Source organism: Paenibacillus sp. FSL E2-0190 (assembly GCF_037992965.1).
GTDB lineage: Bacteria > Bacillota > Bacilli > Paenibacillales > Paenibacillaceae > Paenibacillus_AQ > Paenibacillus_AQ odorifer.
The window spans coordinates 2578117-2601525 of sequence record NZ_CP150306.1 but is presented as its reverse complement, the minus strand read 5'-3'; the positions used below and the strand labels follow the sequence as shown (position 1 = coordinate 2601525).

The 23409-nt window shown below is 44.9% G+C and carries 17 protein-coding genes and 1 riboswitch; of the genes, 8 read left to right on the top strand and 9 right to left on the bottom strand.

Annotation, left to right across the window (positions count from 1 at the left end; translation table 11 throughout):
• Positions 1–15 precede the first annotated feature (15 nt).
• Positions 16–846, bottom strand: coding sequence for an AraC family transcriptional regulator (locus NST25_RS11065; protein ID WP_076130588.1), 831 nt, complete (start codon positions 844–846; stop codon positions 16–18).
• 120 nt (positions 847–966) lie between these two features.
• Between NST25_RS11065 and NST25_RS11060 the strand changes: the two genes are divergently transcribed.
• Positions 967–2427, top strand: a complete 1461-nt coding sequence (locus NST25_RS11060; protein WP_340393986.1) for an alpha-L-fucosidase — start codon at positions 967–969, stop codon at positions 2425–2427.
• 93 nt (positions 2428–2520) lie between these two features.
• Here NST25_RS11060 and NST25_RS11055 read toward each other — a convergent pair whose 3' ends face one another.
• Positions 2521–3726, bottom strand: a complete 1206-nt coding sequence (locus tag NST25_RS11055) for a mannitol-1-phosphate 5-dehydrogenase (protein WP_340393985.1) — start codon at positions 3724–3726, stop codon at positions 2521–2523.
• 42 nt (positions 3727–3768) lie between these two features.
• A complete protein-coding gene (locus tag NST25_RS11050) occupies positions 3769–4431 on the bottom strand; it encodes an HAD family hydrolase (RefSeq protein WP_076306274.1) in 663 nt (220 codons plus the stop codon).
• 526 nt (positions 4432–4957) lie between these two features.
• On the opposite strand from NST25_RS11050, the gene NST25_RS11045 reads away from it, so the two are divergent.
• From NST25_RS11045 to NST25_RS11020, 6 genes are all read left to right on the top strand, one after another.
• Positions 4958–5983, top strand: coding sequence for an ABC transporter substrate-binding protein (locus tag NST25_RS11045; protein WP_076306275.1), 1026 nt, complete (start codon positions 4958–4960; stop codon positions 5981–5983).
• Between the two features lie 139 nt (positions 5984–6122).
• Positions 6123–7790 carry an AraC family transcriptional regulator gene (locus tag NST25_RS11040; RefSeq protein ID WP_076308922.1) on the top strand — a complete coding sequence of 556 codons (1668 nt, stop codon included), beginning with the start codon at positions 6123–6125 and terminating at the stop codon, positions 7788–7790.
• A 48-nt stretch (positions 7791–7838) separates the two neighbouring features.
• Positions 7839–7980: riboswitch (cyclic di-AMP (ydaO/yuaA leader) on the top strand.
• A 139-nt stretch (positions 7981–8119) separates the two neighbouring features.
• On the top strand, positions 8120–9289 hold the full coding sequence (locus NST25_RS11035; protein WP_076130594.1) for a KamA family radical SAM protein: 1170 nt from the start codon (positions 8120–8122) through the stop codon (positions 9287–9289).
• A 133-nt stretch (positions 9290–9422) separates the two neighbouring features.
• Positions 9423–10334, top strand: coding sequence for a YafY family protein (locus NST25_RS11030; protein ID WP_340393984.1), 912 nt, complete (start codon positions 9423–9425; stop codon positions 10332–10334).
• Between the two features lie 83 nt (positions 10335–10417).
• Complete coding sequence (locus NST25_RS11025; RefSeq protein WP_340393983.1) at positions 10418–10933, top strand: DinB family protein; 516 nt, start codon at positions 10418–10420, stop codon at positions 10931–10933.
• 56 nt (positions 10934–10989) lie between these two features.
• Entirely contained in the window at positions 10990–11559 is a 570-nt protein-coding gene (locus tag NST25_RS11020; RefSeq protein ID WP_340393981.1) for a YdeI/OmpD-associated family protein, read from the top strand.
• Positions 11560–11750: 191 nt separating this feature from the next.
• On the opposite strand, the gene NST25_RS11015 is transcribed toward NST25_RS11020, so the two are convergent.
• The 3 genes from NST25_RS11015 to uvrA form a co-directional block, all read right to left on the bottom strand.
• Positions 11751–11930: a hypothetical protein gene (locus tag NST25_RS11015; RefSeq protein WP_340393980.1), complete on the bottom strand. Its 180-nt coding sequence runs from the start codon at positions 11928–11930 to the stop codon at positions 11751–11753.
• Between the two features lie 134 nt (positions 11931–12064).
• A complete protein-coding gene (locus tag NST25_RS11010; protein ID WP_340393979.1) occupies positions 12065–12241 on the bottom strand; it encodes a hypothetical protein in 177 nt (58 codons plus the stop codon).
• 516 nt (positions 12242–12757) lie between these two features.
• Positions 12758–15262 (bottom strand): excinuclease ABC subunit UvrA, encoded by a 2505-nt coding sequence (gene uvrA, locus NST25_RS11005; protein ID WP_340393978.1) that lies wholly within the window; start codon positions 15260–15262, stop codon positions 12758–12760.
• A gap of 257 nt (positions 15263–15519) precedes the next feature.
• Between uvrA and NST25_RS11000 the strand changes: the two genes are divergently transcribed.
• On the top strand, positions 15520–15957 hold the full coding sequence (locus NST25_RS11000) for a MarR family transcriptional regulator (protein WP_076130010.1): 438 nt from the start codon (positions 15520–15522) through the stop codon (positions 15955–15957).
• Between the two features lie 70 nt (positions 15958–16027).
• Here NST25_RS11000 and NST25_RS10995 read toward each other — a convergent pair whose 3' ends face one another.
• From NST25_RS10995 to NST25_RS10985, 3 genes are read right to left on the bottom strand one after another with little or no spacing between them, the layout of a single operon-like run.
• Positions 16028–18787: an alpha-mannosidase gene (locus tag NST25_RS10995; protein WP_339190533.1), complete on the bottom strand. Its 2760-nt coding sequence runs from the start codon at positions 18785–18787 to the stop codon at positions 16028–16030.
• Positions 18788–18832: 45 nt separating this feature from the next.
• On the bottom strand, positions 18833–21985 hold the full coding sequence (locus NST25_RS10990; RefSeq protein ID WP_339190531.1) for a beta-galactosidase: 3153 nt from the start codon (positions 21983–21985) through the stop codon (positions 18833–18835).
• A complete protein-coding gene (locus NST25_RS10985) occupies positions 21982–23301 on the bottom strand; it encodes a glycoside hydrolase family 125 protein (protein ID WP_339190529.1) in 1320 nt (439 codons plus the stop codon). The genes NST25_RS10990 and NST25_RS10985 overlap by 4 nt, the downstream gene beginning before the upstream one ends.
• Positions 23302–23409: the final 108 nt, after the last annotated feature.

Below are 23409 nucleotides of genomic sequence, written 5' to 3'. Positions count from 1 at the left end.
ACGGCCTTCTTCTATTTATTTCACAGCTACTGTTCCTTGTCTGAATTCCGAAGGGCTTAAACCTACATTTTTTTTGAACTGTTTGGAGAAATAATAGAGATCGCTAAAACCAAGATCATGGGCAATCTCACCGACAGAACTTTGCGTCCCCCTCAATAGCTCCTTGGCCTTAGTTATCTTTTTTCTGGTGATATACTGAATGGGTGGAACTCCGATTTGCTGTTTAAATAGCCTGATAAAATAGTTGGGATGCATGTACGCAATCTCGGCAAGCTCGTGTATGGTGATATTTCGCTCGATATGAGCGTCTATGTACGTTAATACTTTCGTTAATTTTTCGATCGAGCTCAGATTCTTAAAGGTGATTTCGTCTACATCTATGTTCATAATAAAATAAGAAAATAACTCCATTAACTTACTTTTGGCTAATAAATGAGCATACACCGCATCAGATTTCATATGACTCGTTAGGCTGCTGAATATCTCTTGGATTACATGAGGATCTACTTCTCTGCATACATGACTTAGCTCTAACATTTTGAATAGATTAATGTCTCCGACTTTTGCGCTGAAATGGCACCAATACTTCTCAAAGGGTTGATCACTTATGCAAGAATAAGATTGCTTAACTCCCTCAGGCATCAAAAAAAGCTGACCAGGCTTCGGATAATATTCTCGATCGCCAATCTTTAACCAACCCTCCCCATCGCAAATAAAATAAAATTTACTATAGTCAGGTGTGTAGTCAAGATCTTTCCAGTCACGGCCACAAAGATTGTAATCAGCCATAAATAAATCAACCTTTAAATTGGATAAATAATTTGTAAGCAAAACATGGTTATCCATCCCTTACTCCGCCTTATCAGGTTAGTTTTGTACATCTAAAAGTTAATGTCCTACATTTTGATTTCCACCTCTAATCACTACAATGAAGAAGAAATAAACGTTTGAAAGGATGATTGCAAAATGGTGGATAAAAGCAAATATTTAAAAGTAATCGAAGATACGATCGCAACTGGAAGATTCAAAGCCAATTGGGATTCACTAAGTCAATTTCAAGTGCCTACGTGGTATGAGAACGCTAAGTTTGGTATTTTCATTCATTGGGGTCTTTATTCTATTCCGGCTTTCGCCAATGAGTGGTATCCCCGAAATATGTATATCCAGGGTTCGCGGGAATATGAACATCATCTTGCTACCTATGGCGAGCATAAAACCTTTGGTTATAAAGACTTCATCCCCTTGTTCAAGGCTGAGCATTTCAATGCTGAGGAATGGGCCAATCTCTTCAAATTATCTGGTGCCAAATACGTGATGCCTGTTGCAGAGCACCATGACGGCTTTCAAATGTATAAGAGCGCTTACTCTCACTATAACACATATGAGATGGGTCCTAAGCGGGATTTAGTCGGGGAAATGAAAGACGCTTTTGAGCAGCAGGGATTAGAGTTTTGTGTATCTTCCCATAGAGCTGAGCACTGGTTCTTCCTGTCTCATGGCAAGGAATTTGATTCCGATATCCATGAACCGCTTGTATGTGGAGATTTCTATTGGCCATCTATGCCCGAACCCGATCATCACGATTTATTCGGCTCCCCACCCAATCAAGAATTTCTGGAGGATTGGTTGATTCGCTGCTGCGAGCTGGTAGACAATTATCAGCCGAAAATCTTTTACTTTGACTGGTGGATTCATACAGCTGCCTTCAAACCCTATCTCAAAAAGTTCGCCGCTTACTATTACAATAAGGGAGAGGAATGGGGAACTCCGGTTGCAATCAATTATAAGCATGATGCCTTCATGTTTGGCTCAGCAATCCCAGATATTGAGAGAGGTCATTTCTCCGAGCTTAAACCTTATTTCTGGCAAACGGATACAGCAGTTGCTAAAAATTCATGGTGTTATACACCGGAAAATGATTATAAATCTGCCGTAGAAATTATCAGAGATCTAGTAGATATCGTAAGCAAAAACGGCAACTTGCTGCTGAATATAGGTCCTAAAGCGGACGGCAGCATTCCAGCTCAGGATCAGGAAATTCTGCTTGGCATCGGAGAATGGCTAAAGGTGAATGGTGAAGCAATCTATGATACGACCTACTGGCGCACCTTCGGGGAAGGCCCTACAGAGATCGTTGAAGGTCAGTTTACAGATGGGATCACGAAAATTTTCACCAATGAAGATATTCGCTTTACGGTAAAAGGCAGTTATCTTTACGCTACTGTTCTTGTCTATCCAAACAACGGAATAGTGCAAATCAAATCCCTTAAAGAAAACGCTGCGCACTTCCATGGGATGATTAAACAGATCAAAATCTTAGGTTTTGAGGAACAACCTGCATGGGAAAGAACCGATGAAGCCTTGGTTATAAAAACGACCTCGGTTCGAAGTGAGACTCCGGTTGTTCTGCGGATTGAATTGGATTAGGGACACTTACAGAACTTCGTAACCTATAAAAAGAGTGTTCTTGCCCATCCAGCAGAGAACACTCTTTTATAGTTTTATAACCATCGTTTTATATTAAAAGTAGGGTACCCTGACGTTTACTGTCTTCATTCTAGTCCTATGAGGATATCTCGCGCGTAATTTGTTGGACTCCAAAATAATGCGACCATGAAGCGGATGCTCCGTGGGGATTTTTAGTTGTGCAGCAATGACTTCACTTAGCCCGTGGTTTCGGATGTCCGCTTGAAGCTGTAAGGCTTCTGGATCTTTTTCATGATCAAAATAAAGTGCAGAAGCAATAGCTGAGACTAAATGTGAGGTCTCAAAACCAAGTTCATGAGCAAGCATTGCCGGTTTTACGAGTCGATCATTAGGTGAAAGCTTGCGAAGCGGCGAGCGGGCGACACGTGTAATTTTATCGTTAAAGTTGGGGTTAGTGAATCGTTCCATCATCTTTTCTATATACCGGTCATGTTCTATGGGCTTGAAGCCATATAAATGCACCAATAAGGCCCCTGTTTCCTTAAGCCCCCCGTGAACACGAACTCTGATTTCGGGATCAGACATCGCTTCTTGAATGCTAGTATAACCTTCCAGGTATCCAAAATAGGCTGCACTGCAATGACCTGTATTCACAGTATATAGCTTCCGTTCGAGGTATGGCGCCAGCGAATCCACATAATGGACGCCTTTAATTTCATTGTAATTACCAATCATTCCACTGCGGGGAATAACCCACTCACTGAAGGGTTCAACGAGGATTTCAAGTGAATCTGTATTTTTCTGCATAGGTACAATCCGGTCAACCATCGCATTGGGAAAAGCGACATTGCGGTCAGCAAGTTCCTTGAAGGATTGCTTCATATGCCGATAAACTGATTTTTTCAACTTCTGACTGCTTCCAATCCCATTCTCACAGGCAATGATATGAAGAGGGTTGAGATTTCTGCTATTTTCAAGCCTTCGTTCGATGCCCTGCGCAATGGTCTCAGCAATATCTTTTAAAGCGGATATTCCGACGGCAGTTGTCACAATTTCAGCTTCTGCTATAGCTCTAGTAACGTCCTCAGTATCATTCAGATTGATTGCAGTAACATTATCAACGATAAAGCTGTCCCTGTTCTTGTTAGCTAGGGTGACAGGATATTGCCCACGTTTTTGCAATTGGGCAATTTTACTCTTATTTCTTCCGACGAAACAAACATTGTAACCGGAGTCCGACAACATAGGCCCAATAAAACCTCTGCCAATATTGCCTGCTCCAAAATGTACGGCTCTCAATTTGGTATCCCCCTTTAATTTGAACTTAGTTTCTCGGTTTCTCTATACGAAGCAACGTTGAGTAACTACATGATCAAATTCAAGAAGACTTAGATTATCAATTTTATGGTGCTGCTTATCGAATTCAAGAAAATTAGTAATTTCGTTAGGCGTCACAATGCAACGGATGCCAGCTGCTGCCGCTGCCTTAGATCCATTCGGTGAATCCTCGATAGCAACCGCCTCATCAGCTGTGATTCCAAGACAAGCTAACGTTTGGTTATATAGCTCCGGATCTGGTTTCACTTTTGCCACATGGTCGGCAGTCCGAACACATTCGAAATACTCGCGAATACCCAATTGATTCAGATATTTTTCCACCCATTCCAGTGAAGAACTTGAGGCCAGCCCTATGCGCAGTCCAACTGCTTTGGCGGAATCAAGATAATGCTGAATGCCTGGTCGTATTGTTTCAAGCTCCATAAGTTTGCTGTGTCTCTGTTTAACAGCCTTACTGAACTCTTCTTTGTCAATCGCTAGCTTAAGATCAGTCATTAAATATTCATAAGGATTAAAACTGTTCAAGCTCGTGCCGATGCAGGTGGAATATTGTTCAAGCGTCAGATCCACTCCATATTCTGCATAAGCCTCGTTAAATGCGGTGTACCAAGCAGTCTCCGTGTCGATAATCGTTCCGTCAAAATCAAAAATAATTCCTTTGATCACAATCAACCATCTCCCTCGTATTATGTTTGGTTAGAATATCTTACGCAAAACCTTCTGCATATTCTACAAAAAGCTATTTCGGCTTGCGTTTGACTATAAAAACCATAACAAAGCCCTTCTACTGACGTCAAGCACGGTAGATAACATGCCACGTAATGATAACGATTACAATCAATGTGGACAAACCTGGATTTTTGCATCACCTGAACTTCTTAATACATAACAGTAATCAGATTCAAAAAAACACCACAATCCTATGTGCTTCAAGGGATTCCTTTGCCAAGTTTATTATGAAGACAAGCTCCCTCTCTTTCTCTCGATTGCTGTTATTTAGAGTATTTTTCCAAGCAGCTAAAAATAATTCAAAATAATTTTAAACACATCCTTTTTACTTGATTGTACAAATCAAATTACGGGGTTATTTTTTGTCCATTGAGTAAAAAGAGGCTTTAATTTATGATATATTTTAATCGAGAATGATTATCATTATTGGTGGTCGTTACATATAATAGGGAGGCAATAAGATATGAACAAGGTACGACAGTCCTTCGCTGTGGTATGTGTACTATTTTTGCTGAGTACATTGCTACTGGCGTGCGGAAACTCAAAGGAACAATCCTCTGCCAATAGTACGGTGAACAAAACCGGGAACTCTTCCGCTGCAACCGCGGTACCTTCAGCAGAACCCTCAGATAGCAGTACAGATAAAGCAGCAGCGACTACCCGCTCCTATACAGATTACATAGGGCATACTGTAGAGATTCCGGTGAATCCACAGCGAATTATCTATTCTGGAGAAACTTATGGCGATTTGCTCGCACTTGGTGTGCAGGCGGTAGGTTATCCTCTTTCTATGGGTGAAGGCCAGGTTTTTGAAGATCAATTACAAGGTGTGGAGGATGTAGGCTTCCCTATCAATCTGGAAAAAACATTGGAGCTTCAGCCTGACCTGATCATCTATGCGGGCACAGATGAAGCTGATTTCGAACAGCTCTCCAAAATTGCACCCACTATAATATTTGATACCTTTGCCCCACTCCAGGAACGTATGCTGGACATTGGTGGAATTGTTGGGAAAACGACTGAAGCAGAAGCATGGCTTGCGCAGTATAAAACCGCTGAAGAGAACATGTGGAAGCAATTGAAATCCGCAGGCATGAAAGAGGGCGAAACGGCTGCGGTCTTCACTTATTATCCAGGAGACAGACTGTTTATAATGGCAGCAACCGGACTTTCCCAGGTACTCTATGGGGAGAATGGCTTCAAGGCAACTCCAGCTATTCAGAAGATCCTTGATGAAGGTAAAGGGTTCCAGGAAGTATCCATGGAAGTCCTGAAAGAATATGCCGGAGACCGGATATTCCTCTTGACTCCAGTGGCAGAAGAAGCAAAACAATCCACAGAGAATCTATTAAAGAGCCCTATCTGGAAGAGCCTTCCTGCCGTCAAGAACGGATATGTCTATACACAAGACATCATGAAGACTTCAAGTGATGCGACAACAAGAGAATGGCTGCTTGGGGAAATTCCACAGCTATTGAATATGAAATAACCTTCTGTGATGAAGAGTTTAACACAAGGCTGATAAAAAACTGCAAGAAGCATGTCAACAGCTGTTGATATGCTTCTTTTTTTTATATACAATGAATTCATTGATAATCATTCTCACCAAATGAACGGAGGCTGAACCCATGCTGCATACATCATCGTCCTGCCCCCCACTCCACTCTCTGCTATTTCAGCTAAACGAGGCCGAACTGATGATTCAAGCTGCCGATTCAAGCTCTATAACGCGTACAACCCAGGACTATACCCTTCTCATATTTACTGGAGGGAACGGACAATTGAACCTCGATGATCAAAGCGTGATACTAAGTACGGATAAATGTTATCTACTATCTCCTGGAATCTCCTATAGTACGGACAACCAGGAGCTGACGTTGTATTATTACCTCATCACCTTTACAGCAATTTATACAACCGAGCATCCTAAACGATATTCTGGAGAGCTGCTTTCCGGCAGACGGGAGTTAATTGTGCACCCGTTCACCAAGGTAATCCGACTAGTCGAAGACCTGCTCATGAACAGGAATAACACCGATGATGTACAACAATTCAAGCGACAATTAAAATTCCAAGAATTGCTGCTGCTACTTTTTGAGCATAATTACCCTTCCAAACACCTGCCAAGTCCTACGGAATCCGTAGAAAAGACCATAACATTCATTCAGGAGCATTATACAGAGAGTATCACCGTGAAGCAGTTAGCTGAACTGGCGGGAATATCAATCTGGCAATATACACCGATCTTTCAGCAGCTTACGGGTAAAAAGCCGCTTGAATACCTGACGGATCTGCGCATTAATCATTCCAAACGATTCCTGCAGGAATCGACTGAACCACTGCGGGAAATCGCCAGACTGGTCGGCTTCTCGGACGAATACTATTTCAGCCGCCGCTTTCGGCAAAAAACCGGAGTTACACCCGGACAATATGCACATCAGAAAGGTCGTAAGCTTACCGTCAAGGATTGGACGGGTCATGAGGTGGAGATTCCAGAGCGAGCGAAACGTATTGTCTATCATGGCGAAACACTTGGCGACCTTCTCGCGTTAGGCGTAAAGCCTATCGGTGGAGATGAAGCGTTCGCCCGGAACAGCGTCTATAAACATCGGCTTAAGAAGCTCGCCAACGTCGGGTTTCCACTGGACCCGCAGTTGACCGCTTCCCTAAACCCAGATTTGATCATTTTGGCAAATAGTGATGAAAGAGCCTACAGAGCAGTTTCTGGTATCGCTCCGACACTCACCTTTGATTCATTTGCATCTCTCGACAAACGAATGCGGACACTAGGCAGTTGGCTAGGTAAACAGCGCGAAGCCGAAGCATGGCTGGAGTCATTCACAATCAAAAACGCTGCCATGTGGCAGCAGCTTTACACGACAACCCTCCAAGTTGGAGAAACCGCCTCTGCTTTGGTCTATGATCATGGAGATCATCTGTATGCTATGGGAATGTCCGGATTCTCCACTGCGCTTTATGCCCCATGTGGATTACAACCGACTGAAGAGATCCAGGCCATATTGGACGAAGAGTTAGGGTTCGCCGAAGTTGATCCAACACGACTGCCTGCCTACGCCGGAGATCATATCTTCATGTTCATTCCGGAACGCAAAGACTCGCGAGCTGCGATGGAACGATTACTAGACAGTTCACTTTGGAACAATCTCCCGGCAGTACGTCAGGGACATGTTTATCTGCTCGACGGAAGCAAATGGAACTCTAGTGATGCGTTAACCCGGGAGAAGCTGCTAACGCTGTTGCCTAAACTACTCGGCGGAAGTAGCGCTAGCAATTGAAAGTGAATCTAGGATTCTCTTTTGACTTTTCAAAACTTGATAGGGTATACTTTATCTACGCTTAATTTCCAACTTTTACAGTTGAAAAGCGGGGGAACCAGTTAATTGGGGCGAATCATTGAGCATTAGAATGTAGGGTACCATCTTACCCGAGTCCGTCAGCTAACCTCGTCAGCAGTGGATGGGTCTGCTTTTCATGTTATTTACATAACCAGAGACCCTTGCTAAGGGTCTCTTTTTGTGCTTTTTTGGACCCTGCTGGCAGTAGATTGGCCTTTGACACTAAGGCTCCCTCATTTCTCACACTACGAGACAAAGGAGAGATGTACGTGCAAAAGGTAAAGTACTTCACGGATATTAACAAAATAGCTATGTTGTCTGAGCTGGAAAAAGAGAATCTGAAAGAAATTACGGACAAATTTGTTTTTCGTGTAAATGACTACTATCTGTCTTTGATTAACTGGGATGATCCAAATGATCCCATCCGTAAGCTGGTTATTCCTAACGAAGGTGAACTGCTGGAGTATGGGCGCTGGGACGCCTCCGATGAGGACACGAATTATGTGGTACCTGGTTGTCAGCACAAGTATAGAACCACTGCACTGCTGATTGTATCCGAGGTCTGCGGGGCTTATTGCCGCTACTGTTTCCGTAAGCGTCTGTTCCGAAATGACGTGAAAGAGGCGATGGCTGATGTCTCTCCGGGTTTGGAGTATATCGCAAATAATCCGGAGATTAACAACGTACTTCTTACGGGCGGGGACAGTTTAATTCTCTCCACACCGAAGCTAAGATCCATTATTGAAAATCTAAGAAGCATTGAGCATGTTAAGATCATTAGACTGGGTTCCAAAATTCCCGTATTTAATCCGATGCGGATCTCTGAAGACGAAGAACTGCTGGAGCTGATTCGTACTTACTCTACCGAAGACAAACGAATCTATGTTATGGCGCATATCAATCATCCTCGTGAAATTACACCTGAAGCCAAAAAAGCATTTAAAGCTCTCCACAACGCAGGGGCAATTGTCGTAAATCAGACCCCCATCCTCAAAGGCATCAACGATGATCCCGTTATTTTAGGGGAACTACTGGACCGGCTTTCATGGGCTGGCGTTACACCCTACTACTTCTTTGTGAACCGGCCCGTAGCCGGAAACCGGGATTTCGTATTACCGCTCGAGCAAGTCTATCAAATTGTAGAAGAAGCCAAAGCCAGAACCTCAGGACTTGGCAAAAGAGTACGCTTATCCATGAGCCACACCTCAGGAAAAATAGAAATTCTCGCCATTGATAACGGAAAAGCCTATCTCAAATACCATCAATCCAGAGATCAGGAATACGGAAAATTTATGATTCTAGATTGTCCAAAGGACGCCGAATGGTTCGATGACCTGCCTGGGAATGAGCAATATTGGACCCCACCTGTGAAAAAAAACGATGCTATTATTTCTGTTAATGATTTATCAGGCGAGCCTGCGGATTTAATCTGTAAATAGATTTAATCGACTCTGTCATAGGATATTTCTTCATCACCAACAACAAAACTCCTCCCTCCCAAAATTAGCCCGAAAAAATCTATGATATAATCACGCTGTAACACGAAATGGACTAATGGGTGGGAATGCACACATGAAATTGGAACGATTGATTTCTATGATCTACAAGCTATTGAACCACGAAGTTTTATCTGCCTCCAAGCTGGCTGAAGAGTTTCAGGTTTCCCAGCGAACAATCTATAGAGATATCGATGTGATTTGTGCCGCTGGCATCCCGGTCGTATCGTATCAGGGTACTAAAGGTGGATATGGCATCATGGACGGATATAAAATGGATAAAAGCCTGCTCCGTTCGTATGATGTCACTTCTCTGATTACTGTACTTAACAGTCTTTCTTCCGTGTTTGAAGATGAGCATACGCAAGGAACCATTGAACGGCTGCAAACGATTGGAACTGAGCCACAGACCTCTAGTCTCGCGGTGGATCTTGAAACCCGGCGTACGGATCCTGAAGCACTTCCTCTTTTACGTGCGGCTATAGCGGAACGAAATGTTGTCCGTTTTGATTACATCAGTGTAAAAAATGAACGTACAACCCGTGAAATGGAACCGGTAAAGCTTCATTTTAAATATAGCAACTGGTACATCTATGGTTATTGCCGGGCTCGGCAGGACTATCGGGAGTTCCGACTTTCCCGGATGCTGAATTTGTTCCTGACGCAGGATACCTTTCATTCGCAACATGAGGTACCCAAAGAGGCTGGCTGTTCAAACAGGGCAGATCAGGTGGAGGAAATAGTGATCCGGGTAGGCCCTGAGGCTTTGGCAGAAGCTTTGGATCAGTTTCATCAAGTCGACAAGGAATTTCATTCCGATAAAAGCATGACGATGCGAATTCCTGTGTATAAGCCATTGGAAGCACGTTGGCTTTGGTCCATTCTGCTGAGTTTTGGCAGCGGCGCCGAAGTCCTCGAACCCCCTGCATTGCGAGGTATTTTAAAAGAGCAGCTTCAAAACACACTCAAACTTTATGAAGAAGTATGACAGTCTGATGTCATACTTCTTCTTTTATATTAACTACAGTAACAAAAAACAAATCCATGACCATTCAAAAGGAGAATGTACGAATGACAAATTATCCAGTAGAAATGTTTAAATACCACACATGGGCAAACCAAACTATCCTGGGGAGAATCAAGGAACTCCCGCCTTCTGTGCTAAGTCAAGAAGTGAACAGCTCATTTCCCACCATCGCTCATGCCCTTAGCCATATCTATGCGGTTGATACGATGTGGTATCTTGTATTAACAGGCACTGCCATGCCAGAGGCTTTTCAACAAAGTATCCCGCTAAATTTGAGCATTCTAGATTCTGTGGATGAATACGTAAATATCTTTGCCCAGCTATCAGAACAATACAAAGCATGGTTACACAACCAATCCGATTTGGAGCAAACCATTCTGCTTGACAATCCATTCGCCGGATTCCGCCAAACACGCCTATCAGAAATTGTGTTGCAAGTCGCCAATCACGGGACTTATCATAGAGGCAATGTATCTACTATGTTACGGCAGTTAGGCCATGCTTCCACCATGAATGACTATGCTCTTTTTTGGTATCAGGTTCCTGCAAAAGCAATTTAATCTCGGATGGGCAAGACGCTCCACTCCATACCTAGAAAGGAAATTGTATTTTAATTATGGAGATTAAAAATCTAATTACAGTAAAAACGAGAGAAGATTTAAGAGTTTGGCTGCAGGAGAATTCTAAGACTGAAAAATCTTGTTGGGTACTCGTTAGTATGACGCCAAACCCAGAAACGTTGCTATATTTGGACGTAGTTGAGGAATGTTTGTGTTTTGGATGGATCGATGGAGTGAAAAAGAAAATTTCGGAAACGGAGCTGGCGCAAAGACTCTCTCCCCGAAGCAAAAGAAGCTCTTGGACTGAATTGAATAAAGAGCGTGTCCGCCGCCTCGAAAAACTGGGGTTAATGAGTGCTGAAGGAAAACGGGTACTTCCTGATATGAACCCTGATTCTTTTATAGTAGATAAGATTATAGAGCAAAGGCTAAAAGAGAACAGTCAAGTATATGAGAATTTCACAGCCTTTCCAGCCCTTTATAAAAGAGTTCGGATCGACACGATCCAAAGCAATAAACATCAGCCAGATTTATTTAAGAGTAAATTAGACAAATTCATTGCAAACACTAAAGAAAATAAAATGTACGGGCAATGGCATGATAATGGACGTCTGCTAGATTATTAAGCTGCGCTAGATGCACGATCTCCTGCTGAGGCTTTCGGACTCCAATGACGCTATTTACTAATTTATCCCCTTTTCAGCAACTCATCGGACACCAGCGCAGCTATTTCTTAGAAACAGGCTCTTATACGGAGATTTTTCCGCCATTAGGAGCTATGCGGTCCGATAATACTCCAAATGGCGGATTTTCCTGCTTATAAGGTCTGCTGAGTCCGATACGCCGAAGAATGATCATTCGCTGGACTTCTGAGTCCAATACGCCGAAGAATGATCATTCGCTGATCTGCTGAGTCCGATACCGCCGAAGTATGGTCATTCGCTGGGTCTACTGCTACCGCTACCACTACTGCTACTGCTACTGCTACTGCTACCATGATCTCCTGCTGAGGCTTTCGGACTCCAATGACGCTATTTACTAATTTATCGCCTTTTCACCAACTTATCGGACTCCAGCGCAGCTATTCCTTAGAAAGGGGCTCTTATACGGTGATTTTTCCGCCATTAGGAGCTATGCGGTCCGATAATACTCCAAATGGCGGATTTTCCTGCATTTAAGGTGTACTGGGTCCGATACCGCCGAAGTATGATCATTCGCTGGGTCTATTGCTACTGTTACTGTTACTGCTACTGCTACTGCTACTGCTACTGCTATTGCTACTGCTACTGCTATTGCTACTGATACCATGATCTCCTGCTGAGGCATTCGGACTCCAATGACGCTATTTACTAATTTATCGCCTTTTCAGCAACTTATCGGACCCCAGTGCAGCTATTCCTTAGAAACTGGCTCTTATACGGTGATTTTCCCGCCAATAGGAGCTATGCGGTCCGATAATACTCCAAATGGCGGATTTTCCTGCTTATAACGTCTGCTGAGTCCGATACGCCGAAGCATGATCATTCGCTGGTCTCCTGAGTCCGATCCGTCGAAGCATAGTCTTTCGCTGTCTTTCGCTGTCTGTTGCTACCGTATCCTAATCATCTGCGGATCAAACACCATTGACTCATGATCATCTGTTAATCCTACGTTTCTACGTAAGTATAATTCATCAGTTAATCCCAAAGTGCTAAGTACGCGCGAATGGGATTGGTTCAGACGTTCAGACGAAGTTTAGAGTTGAGAGCAGAGGTTTGGTTTAAGTTCAAAAAAAGAGAGGTGCCCCAGCCATTTTCATGGCTTTTGGGCACCTCTTTTATTAAGTTACAGCCCTTCAGCCAGAATCCGTTTCAGGAACATCCCTGTGTAGGATTCCCGCACTTCAGCAACCTGCTCCGGTGTACCTTCAGCTACAAGCTTACCGCCCACAACGCCACCTTCAGGGCCAATATCAATCACCCAGTCGGACTCCCGAATCAGCTCTAAGCTGTGCTCCACAACTACGACAGTATTTCCCGTATCAACCAATTTGCTCAATAAGGTATGGAGCTGCTTGATGTCTGACGGATGAAGGCCTGTTGTTGGTTCGTCAAGCAGATAGAGCGTATGGTTTTTGGAAGGTTTGCTCAGCTCTTTAGCCAGTCTAATCCGTTGCCCTTCACCACCGGATAAGGTTTTGACAGATTGTCCCCATTTAAGGTAACCGAGACCCACCTCACACAATGTCTCGATAATCCCCGCCATTTTGGCTTCCGACTTAAGAATCGGCAAGCTTTCCTGTACGGACATGTCCAGCAGGTCCGAGATGGAATATTCATCATATTTCACCTGGAGAACCTCATCCGTAAATCTTCTCCCCTTGCATGTGTGGCATTTAACCTCCAGATCGGGTAAGAAATTCATGTCTACAGTCAGCACCCCAAGACCCTGACAGGTTTCGCAACGTCCACCCGGTGTGTTGAAGGAAAAATGCTTGGAGGTCAGTTTTCTTTTTTTCGCCTCCGGCAATGCAGCAAACAGCTGGCGCAGATGTGTGAATACATCTGTATATGTCGCTACATTAGAACGCAACATTCTACCCATGGGCGATTGGTCAAAGATCACTATATTTCCAACCTGATCTAAGCCCGCAATCTCCGCACAGCCTATTTGCTCATGTTCTTTCGCACTGCCTTGCGCAAGAATATCAAAGACTAGTGTCGACTTGCCTGAACCCGAAACCCCAGTTACAGAAACTAGACAATCTAGAGGAAATGAAACCTCCGGGATATCAATATTCCGGTACTGTGCCTGTCGGATGGTGATTTGTTTTCCGTCACCTTTCCGGCGAACGTATGCAGCAGTCTTATTACGCTCTTCTCTAAGATAGGCTCCCGTAACAGAAGTCTCGCTTGCCATCAAATCCTCAATGCTGCCCTCGCCAACAACTTGCCCTCCGTCCAGACCAGCACCCGGACCCATATCAATAATATGATCGGCAGCGCGCATCATCTCAATATCATGCTCGATAACGAGCACCGTATTACCCAAATCGCGCAGCTCCTGAAGCACACGAATGAGGCCAACAGTATCCCGCGGATGAAGCCCGGTCGTCGGTTCATCTAGAATGTATAACACTCCAGTCAGACCTGACCCCAGCAATGAGGCAAGGCGCAGCCGCTGTGTCTCTCCACCAGAGAGGGAGACCGTCTGACGGTTCATGGAAAGATAACCAAGACCAACATCGATAATCCGTTTTAGTCGGGTAGGCATATCGTGAAGGATGGGTTCAAGCAGATGAAGTCCCTCGGCGGGCAAAGCCGCCTCCAAGCCTTTCGTCCACTCGTAAACATCGCTTAATGGCCAATCTGATACCTCCGTAATCGATGCGCCAGCTACCCGAACGAGACGAACTTCTTTTTTTAGGCGAGCGCCAAGGCATTCCGGGCATTGCTGCTCATGAAAAAATCCGCCGTCTTTTTCCTGTGTACCAGCTTCTCCTTCCTTCTCCTTGTATCGCCGCCACAAACCAGGAATGACGCCTTCAAATTTGGTGCCTTGAATCGGCTTAACATTGGGAAAATGGCGCTTAAACGCCTCACTTTCCACTCCGTAATATAACAAGTCGCGCTGAATTTCGCCGTAATTTTTTAAGGGCTGATCCGGGTCAAACTCAAAACCAAAATGCTTGCCAGCGGCCACTAATATACGCATCTGTATATCACGATGAACACCATTCAGCGAGGCCACCCCACCCTCACGCATACTAAGCTCTGGATTAAACACTGCCGCTTCATTTATAGTTGCCACAGATCCAACACCACCGCAGGCTTCACAAGCTCCCTCCGGCTTATTAAAAGAAAAGTGTGACATGCCCAGCTTCTCAAGCTCAGCTCCGCAATGCGGACAACCCATCGTTTGACCATGCATTTCCTCGTCTTCCTCGATCAGCAATCCCCTCGCTTCAAAAGAAGGTGGAATGCTGCCACTACAGGAAGGGCAAACCCGCTCGCCTAATCTGGAAAAGATAAACCGGACAAACGTATAGATGTCGGTGACTGTCCCAACTGTCGAACGGGGATTACGATTGGTGACATGTTGTCCAACACTAATGGACGGAGACAGTCCAATAATAGACTCCACCTTTGGTTTGCTGATCGTATCTGACGTCATGCCCATGGAATCCAAATACTGTCTTTGGCATTCCCGCTGAAGTGTATCCATAGCTAACGTCGATTTCCCTGATCCCGAAGGTCCTGTCAGGACAACTAGCTTATACTTAGGAATCGTGAGCGAGACATTTTTCAGATTATTCTCTCTTGCCCCTTTAATAACAATAGTCTCTTTCACATCTATTCCCCTCTCAATTCAACCCACTGGTTCGTAGTTATATCTTCTATCCATATGGTTGCCCAAAGTTGTTGGATTGCAATTATTTTGCAAAACATTTCTAATTTCGATAGAATGTATTTGATAAATCACAAAATTTTCAAATAACTTTATAATCTAATATCTTGACTATCAAGATATAATTATTTTAAAAGGAGCGCTATCTTTTGTCAAGCCACGAACAACCTACACCAGAGCAGGAACAATTCACCTTGCTTATGCGCAGTTTGGGAAACCGAACGGTATTGTACCAACAAAATGTAGCCGCCTCACTTGGGTTATACAATAATGATTTCTTATCTATAGATATTCTACGGGAGAAAGGTCCGATCACTGCTGGAGAACTGTCTAAATTAACCGGTCTGACCACAGGCAGTGTTACGGCATTAATAGACCGGCTCGAAAAAAATGGCTATGTCCGCAGACAAAATGACCCGAATGACCGCCGTAAAGTGATTATTGTGCCATTATATGAGAATAAAGATGATGTCATTAATACGTACCAACCGCTCCATACCGCCATGGTTAAGCTCGCAGCTTCTTATACGGATGAAGAGCTCGCCCTTATTTCGCAGTTTTTAGGCCAAGCAAGTGCGGTTCTGGAAGAGCAGATTGATCAGCTTGGATCCACTGCGCGCGGCAAATCTTCTTCCTAAGATACGTATTTATACAAAAAAGGACGATATCCAAAAGTCATACGACTCTCTGGATACCGTCCTTTTCCATTTATTTTCTAATACCAATCGTTACAATTTCGCATGGACCGATCTGTAAGTCAAAGCTACCTTTCTCTTTCTCATCACTAGTGACTGGGTGGCTCTCCTCTTCTAGAATCGTCGTTTTATAGAAATACTGCTGTGGAATAGACGAATGGAAGGCCAGGTTGGTGTTCTGCTGACTCATGTTGTACCAACGCAGCAGTATATCTCCAGTCTGCTCGTTCATTTTCAGTGAAGAAAATGCGAGTTCCCTACTCTCCCAATCAAATGGAGTATACACCGGCGCAACCACGCCTGCATGTACATCTGTCTGACATACAATCCACGGAACCTGGAATTGGTAAGCTTCAGCATAAGCACCAGAAGTTATACCCTCACCTGTGTGCGGGATTAGCTCCATACGAACAACGTGCTCTCCCAGACACTGCGCTTCTGGAGTTGGGAATAGCCCCCAGTCACCAAGTTCGCCAACAGAACGTAGCAGCGTAATCGCAATAGTGTTACGCCCATCTCGCAGCACTTCATATTCATTTAATCCAAAATTAGCGACGGTTAGACCCGCTTTCCCATCACTAACATCAACAAAGGCTTGCTGATGTTGCGTGTTACTCGGATTCTTCCATTCTGTGGCTGGTTCAATATTCCGCTCAGCAACCTCGAACATCGAATCTACACGATGCGTGGCAGCGTTCAAATCTGTTGGAAACAGTATACGAATCCGGTGATCTTTGGCCTGGTTATCTATTGTCGTTTCGATATGCAATCCCTTTCCGCCCCGCTCCAAGGTGATTACAGTACGAAGTTTTAGAATGACTGTGTCACTACTGCGCTGAGCTTTGCGCTCCGGATAGTAAACCAGTGCACGCTGCTCCTCATCCAGCTTATCATCTGCCGAGGCTGGAATCTCCCAGTTATGGTTAATTTCTATAGCGGCGCGAAACGATGTATTTTCCAGTACACAAATGTTAGCCTTCAGTCCTTTAGTCGTCAAAGCTTGTTCAGCCTCTGGCTGTTTGTACATATATTCATTGCCGATATCCCCGGTGTTTTCATATACACCAAGATCGTTATAGGTCACTCCACTAGTTTTGTCACTTAGCATAAACGAACCATCATCATTAATGACTACCTTGATAACGTCATTTTCCAGCACCCGATCTCCATATAGCAAAGATTCAGCGGCTATTGGCAGTTTTGCATCTGCTCGGCGAACCCAAGCATATGATCGAAGACCTAGCGCAGGAACTTCTACGGCTTCAAAGGTAAGTCTTACCCGGCGGCACATATACGGCTGACGGAACTTATCATCTGGCAAATCATAACCAAACTGAAGACCCAAGTCCTCCAGCTGGGAGGCAATGTTATTCCCTTGATCGTCTACTAACACACGACCGTGCAAGTCAATTCCAGTCATACGGCTAGCCGTTTCTTCCAGAGAGAATCCTTCTCGCAAATATAGACGCGCCACATCAAGTTCTACGCTCACAGTACCCGTGCGACTCCAACCCGTCATATTCATCGCTACTAATGGAAGCACGTCTTCACCATATGTGGTAAACCCGGACGTATCCACAGCTTCTGCAATCACTCGTTTACTATCCTCAACAATGGTCTCTGCCACATGACGGCTCTTGTCAAAACGGGTGACCATCTCACGGTGTACCTCATCCACGCTGCATCCACAAATACTATCATGCGGATGATTTTGCATTAATGTCTTCCATGCATAGGTGAACAGATGATGGGGGTACTCTTTGCCCAGTAAATGTGCGAACGAAGCAAGTGGCTCGGCCAACTTTTCAAGCAAGATTTGCCCTTCCTGATTCATCTGTTTCAAATAGACACGAGCAGACGCGGTATTCACTAACGTACCCCATCCATCGGTATGCTGGCTCCGCAGTTCGCCCTTTACAGTCGACAGATTGCTGCGATCCACTACACCCTCTACGGCCTTAAGGTAATCAGGAAAGTTCGAATGAATGAACTCCATATCTGGATACAACCGCTTCGCAGCTTCGATAGCCTCTGGCAAATCCAGTTGAGCCGGCTGATGATCACAACCATTCATGAACAGCAGCTCACCTGTAGAGGCAAACTTCCGCGCATCTGCCAGCTTTTTCTCCCAGAACACTTTGGCTTCTGCTTCATTTACAGGCACTTCGTTTCCGTTAGAATACCAATTGGCAAATAGGATGCCTAGCACTTTTGATCCATCAGGGCCTTCCCAAATCAGCTCCGAGAATGAGGATTCGTAACCTCCATCCGACACCGTATTATTGAATCCAGTGGGCTTCACACCTCTTCCAAAAAAGGCATTATTGATGCCGGATTGCAGCATTAATTGTGGAGTCTGGCCGACTAGACCAAAGGTGTCCGGAAAATAACCGATTTTGGAGGGTTCCCCGTAACGCTTCGAATCCTGATGGCCAATCTGCATATTACGAACATTGGCCTCCCCACTAGTAAGGAACGCATCCTGCAAAATATACCAAGGTCCTATTAGAAGGCGACCTTCCGTAATATATTTCTGTAGCCGCTCTTGATTTTCTGGACGTACCTGAAGATAATCTTCCAGAATAATCGTCTGTCCATCCAGATAGAAACTCTTAAATTCGTTATCCTCATCCAACCGGTTCAGTAATTCATCAACCAGTTTCACTAAGCGTACATGATGCTTCTCATAGGGAAGATACCATTCCCGGTCCCAGTGTGTATGGGAAATGATATGGGCTGTCTGAGGGCTAATTGATTGTTTTGAGCTTTCCAAAGTGAAGACCTCCTTATATGCAATGCGTTCTATCTACCAAGTTGCTTAATGTAGAAGATGTGGATAATTGACATGAATCTCGACTTCCTGCGGGCGATAAACACCAAGCAAATCTCCTTTACTATCCGTGGCAAATAGAACAGAACGTTCCTGTTCCAACACGAACGAATAAGTTCGGCCAGTGGCCGAATCCTTCACCTCGATCTTTGCATCCTGGGCATATTCCGACACGAAGGTAAAAAGTGCACCCGTAGCAAAGCTCAGTTTTCGTCCGTAGATACCCGCTAAGTCCCCACCACTAATCCATTCAAAATCACGTTCCACAAAAGCAGCATTAACCGCGTAGCGGTAAAGTGCAGCCGTAGTATCCCTACGCTCACTCAATTCAACTGGCAGTGGACTCCATAGGAGTCGACCCTTGCCCAGCGGAAGGTTCACGACAGTGTCTATAGTAGAACTCCCACCATTTTTTTGAATGATCGTTTCCTTCGTCACCTCAGCTATCCGGCGGTGGCCGAAAGAGACAGGCAGTACTTGACCTTGAAGCATAAGCACTTCTTCGCGGCGCACATTACGCAATTCGCGTTTGCCAAGAATATCACTCAACCGATCCGAAGAACGCCAGTAGGCATCAATGCTTAACGGTCCAGTGGCAAGCAATACCGCTCCTGTCTCTTCAACGATATGTAACAACCGTTCCATCGCTGCATCAGCGAAGTTATGCGCGCTTGGCAGTATAATCAGCTTCGCAGGGTTCTTCTCCAAATCATCTAGGTGGTATTCAGAAGCCCCCCGAAAAGACATCTTGAGCTCATAAGACAGAATGCGGGTAAGCTCTGTTGTAGACGCAAAAGCCAACTTTCGATTAGAGAAATCATTCGAATAAGGGAACACCACCGCAATCTCTTCCAATTTCCGATCACCAAATATATCACGGATACCTTCTATAAACTTCCCGAAATCATAAGATACGTCTGCCTCAGGCTTCTCGGTTCCATCCGCTCTCAGTGCTCCGATATGGGACTCATTCGCATTATCCATATAGAAATTCGTATTCCAGATCCAGTGAATAGCTCCCGCACCAGCCGTTCCAAAAGCGTAAGCATACTTGCGTTCCAGCAAATTCCGCAGCTCTTGTTCTGAACGTTTGGCTCGGCCATCTGGAGTTTCTACATACATGACGCCTGTCTCCTGAATTAGGTTTGGCTTATTGGGGGTTTTGGTAAAAATGCCATCCCATATCAAATAGTCGTTAAACCACCAGGAGTGCACAGTAGTGTAATCTACCGCTTCCTCATAGAAAAACGGCGAAGGACGCTGCGCTCCTAGTCCCTCATCCTGGCCAACCGTAACCATCTGAGCTGGACATTGCTCCTTAATGGTATCGTATAATTGCTTCACCCAACGGTTATGCATTTCCATAGAGAACAAACAATAGTCCAACCAGCGTGTCCCCCTCTTAGCACTGTGCATATCTTGTACGTCGAAGTTCATCTCTTTTGCTTCAGGCAGCCCTGCCGAAGCAAAGGCCGGAAGCTGTGCGGGCGTCATATTCCAGCGTTCCTGCAGCACTTCGATTACACCATGTCTTTCTTGTAGCCATTCCCTAAAAGCTTGTCGCTCAAAGCGATCATGGCATGAACTCGGGCCGTCCGAGAAAATACGGTCCGGATCAAACATCGACGGTTCATTAATAAGATCCCAGTCTACATTCGAAGAATCTTTATGACGAGATACAATAGACCGAATGAACCGCTTCTGAGCCTCAACACTTTGTGGGTCCAGATAAGGATTTACCCCACCCCACGTTTCCGGGGTGAAGGAGAAAAACGTGAACGTCACCTGAAGATCATGCTTTTTCGCCGTCATGATGAAGGCGTCGATCGCCCGCAATACTTCTTCCGAGACATGTCCATCGTCTTGCATCACATTGCGATAAGCTGTCCAGATCCCTGTACGGATCCAGTTAATCCCGGCCTTCCGCATCTGGCCCATATCACGATCCCAAACTCCGACGTTCGGCAGAAATAGAAATTTACGCGCCACATCACTCGCCATATAAGTCATGCCGACCACTGGTAGCGGACGCCCATCTTTTATAAAATAATCTCTGCCGCTCGTTACCGGATGGCCTGCTGCCAGCAGCTCAGGAGCATGACCCCAGAACCCTTGGCGCAGAATGCGAACCTCACCATCACTGGCTTCTGCTTCACAGACAATCTGGTAGAGGCCCCTACTTATCTCCAAAGGAATAGGCAGACGCACCATGTTTAGTTCTGCATTCGCCTTCATTTCCAAACTCTGAGACCACTTCAAAGAGGTATCTGATTCATGCTCTACATGAATTGTGAAATTCCATGTATCTTCATTTCGCATAGAAGGTCTCACTCGTTCAAGCTGCTGAATCTGAAGGGTTAGGGAAGCACGTTCTCCTGATTCATAAGACGCGTAATTGGGCTTAACCCACATTTCCGTAACACCCTTGCTGCAGAAACGCGCCCAATTGGATATCGCGGAAGGACCTTTTTGCTCCCAAAAAGAAGCTGTTGCAGGTGTATTTACGAACAGCCAGCGTGAACCTGCATACAAACCGCTCGTATTCTCCCAAAGAACCACTGGGGCAGCGGTTTCTCGACCCTCGGACGTAATTCCCTTTAAGAGCGGGTAAATCCGTGTGCTCATCGGACCTGCCGAGCCCATTTGATGTGGTAAATCACTCGTCTTTGTCGTATGTGGCACGAGGTTCCATGTGTCCGCACTCGTTAGAAAAAGAGATTCTTGACCCTTAAGCAGAGGAATGACATCCAAGGCAAGCAATGAATGGTTGCGTGAGCATTCAACACGAAGTGCCTCATGAATATACAGCTCCTGATGATAGGAAGTCTGCTCCGCTTCGACATGCCATCGGCCATTTTCCCAACGAACAGGTTGTTTGAAGGGTGCGCCTCCAATGCTAATCAACCCGCCACCTCTTTGCAGGTATTCAAGAATGGCTATCCAGGCCGCTTTCGGGAAATAGGGTGCATGCAGATTGATGAAACAGCCGCCTTTCGTTTCGCATAGCGTTTGTGCAAGCTGATTCTCACTTACAATAGATCCGAACTCACTCATGGATGTAATCGCATCGCTAGGAATGGGACTGGAAATTGGAAAATCAGAATCATAAAATATGATTACAGGTCTACTCAGGCTGCTCATAGTAGTCCTTCCTTCATCATTTTATAGACAAGTTGGGAGAACAGACTATTGGACCAGGCGAACCATTTTCTAGTGAACGTATTCGGATCATTAACATGGAATCCCTCATGCATAAAGCCAGTATCCGCATCCGTAGCTTCTAACATCGCAAGCATCTCCAGCTTTTCTTCCTTAGTTGAAGCCGTCAAACCTTGCATGGTTAATGCCATATGCCAGATGTAGTCTTTGGGAGTATGCGGACTGCCGATTCCCTTCGCTGCGGTTCCTTCAAAATAAAAAGGATTCTCCTTGCTCAGAGCAAATCGTCTCGTATTCTGATAAATTTCATCCTCTGCGGTAACATAGCCGAGATAAGGAATCGACAGGAGTCCTGGTGTTCCCGCATCATCCATCAAGCAGTAGTTGCCATAACCATCGGTCTCGTAGGCGTAGATTGGACCGAATTTCGGATGACGATAAATACCATACAATTGAATTCCGTGATCAATCTCAGCTTCTAATGCTTTAAGCTGTTCCAGAAATTCAAGATCACGGAATACCCATTCAGCGAATTCCTGCATATGACGTAATGCAACAACAGCGAACATATTCCCCGGGATGTTGTAATGAAAGTCGCATGCATCATCACTCGAGCGGAATCCCGACCAGACCATACCCGTGTAATTAACAGGCATACCTAGACCGTTATTACGCAGTGTATCTTCAGGAATCCCATTGTTACGCGTAAACCGGTATGGAGATAATTCACTATGGCGCTGTTCAGTTTTGAACAGGTTGAATATTTTGATCATTGCTGCCTTAAATCCGGCGTCGAATATATCAGCCTTTCCGGTTTCTTTCCAATAGGCATAAGCCAGACGCATGGAAAAACAAAGAGAATCGATCTCGAATTTACGCTCCCACACCCAGGGGGACATTTCCGTAATATCGCTAGTGCTCCAATGCCAATCATTCGCTGTCTCATTAAACGCATTGGCGTACGGATCGATATGAATATACTCGATATGACGTTTAATTAACCCGCCAATAATCCGCTGAAGATCGGGATCGTTTTTAGCAAAGGGCACGTAGTGCATAACCTGCTCCACAGAGTCTCGCAACCAAGAAGCTGGGATATCTCCTGTAATTACAAACGTTGTCCCATCATCCATAAGCTTAGTCGTTGTCTCAAGCGTATTGGGAAAACAGTTCTTAAAAAGCTGCAACAGCTTCGGCCGATGAGCTAACTTCTCCTCTGCTTCGTTCAATACTTCTTGAACCGCTTGAGGAAGCGGCAGCTTCGGCATAGAGATGGTGGGAAGTCGGAATTGTTCCATATTCTCACTCCTTCATAATAAATGGGGATAGATAGAGAGACGGGCAGCATAGCTGCCCGTCTCCACTAATCCTATTTGTGTTACCTTTAGTGATTAATCTTAGGCGTG

Excerpts from the sequence above, each read along its gene's own strand:
- NST25_RS11065 (WP_076130588.1), bottom strand. The coding sequence starts at position 846 with ATGGATAACCATGTTTTGCTTACAAATTATTTATCCAATTTAAAGGTT.
- NST25_RS11060 (WP_340393986.1), top strand. The coding sequence starts at position 967 with ATGGTGGATAAAAGCAAATATTTAAAAGTAATCGAAGATACGATCGCA.
- NST25_RS11045 (WP_076306275.1), top strand. The coding sequence starts at position 4,958 with ATGAACAAGGTACGACAGTCCTTCGCTGTGGTATGTGTACTATTTTTG.
- NST25_RS11040 (WP_076308922.1), top strand. The coding sequence starts at position 6,123 with ATGCTGCATACATCATCGTCCTGCCCCCCACTCCACTCTCTGCTATTT.
- NST25_RS11030 (WP_340393984.1), top strand. The coding sequence starts at position 9,423 with ATGAAATTGGAACGATTGATTTCTATGATCTACAAGCTATTGAACCAC.
- NST25_RS11025 (WP_340393983.1), top strand. The coding sequence starts at position 10,418 with ATGACAAATTATCCAGTAGAAATGTTTAAATACCACACATGGGCAAAC.
- NST25_RS11020 (WP_340393981.1), top strand. The coding sequence starts at position 10,990 with ATGGAGATTAAAAATCTAATTACAGTAAAAACGAGAGAAGATTTAAGA.
- NST25_RS11015 (WP_340393980.1), bottom strand. The coding sequence starts at position 11,930 with ATGGTAGCAGTAGCAGTAGCAGTAGCAGTAGTGGTAGCGGTAGCAGTA.
- NST25_RS11010 (WP_340393979.1), bottom strand. The coding sequence starts at position 12,241 with ATGGTATCAGTAGCAATAGCAGTAGCAGTAGCAATAGCAGTAGCAGTA.
- NST25_RS11000 (WP_076130010.1), top strand. The coding sequence starts at position 15,520 with ATGCGCAGTTTGGGAAACCGAACGGTATTGTACCAACAAAATGTAGCC.
- NST25_RS10990 (WP_339190531.1), bottom strand. The coding sequence starts at position 21,985 with ATGAGCAGCCTGAGTAGACCTGTAATCATATTTTATGATTCTGATTTT.
- NST25_RS10985 (WP_339190529.1), bottom strand. The coding sequence starts at position 23,301 with ATGGAACAATTCCGACTTCCCACCATCTCTATGCCGAAGCTGCCGCTT.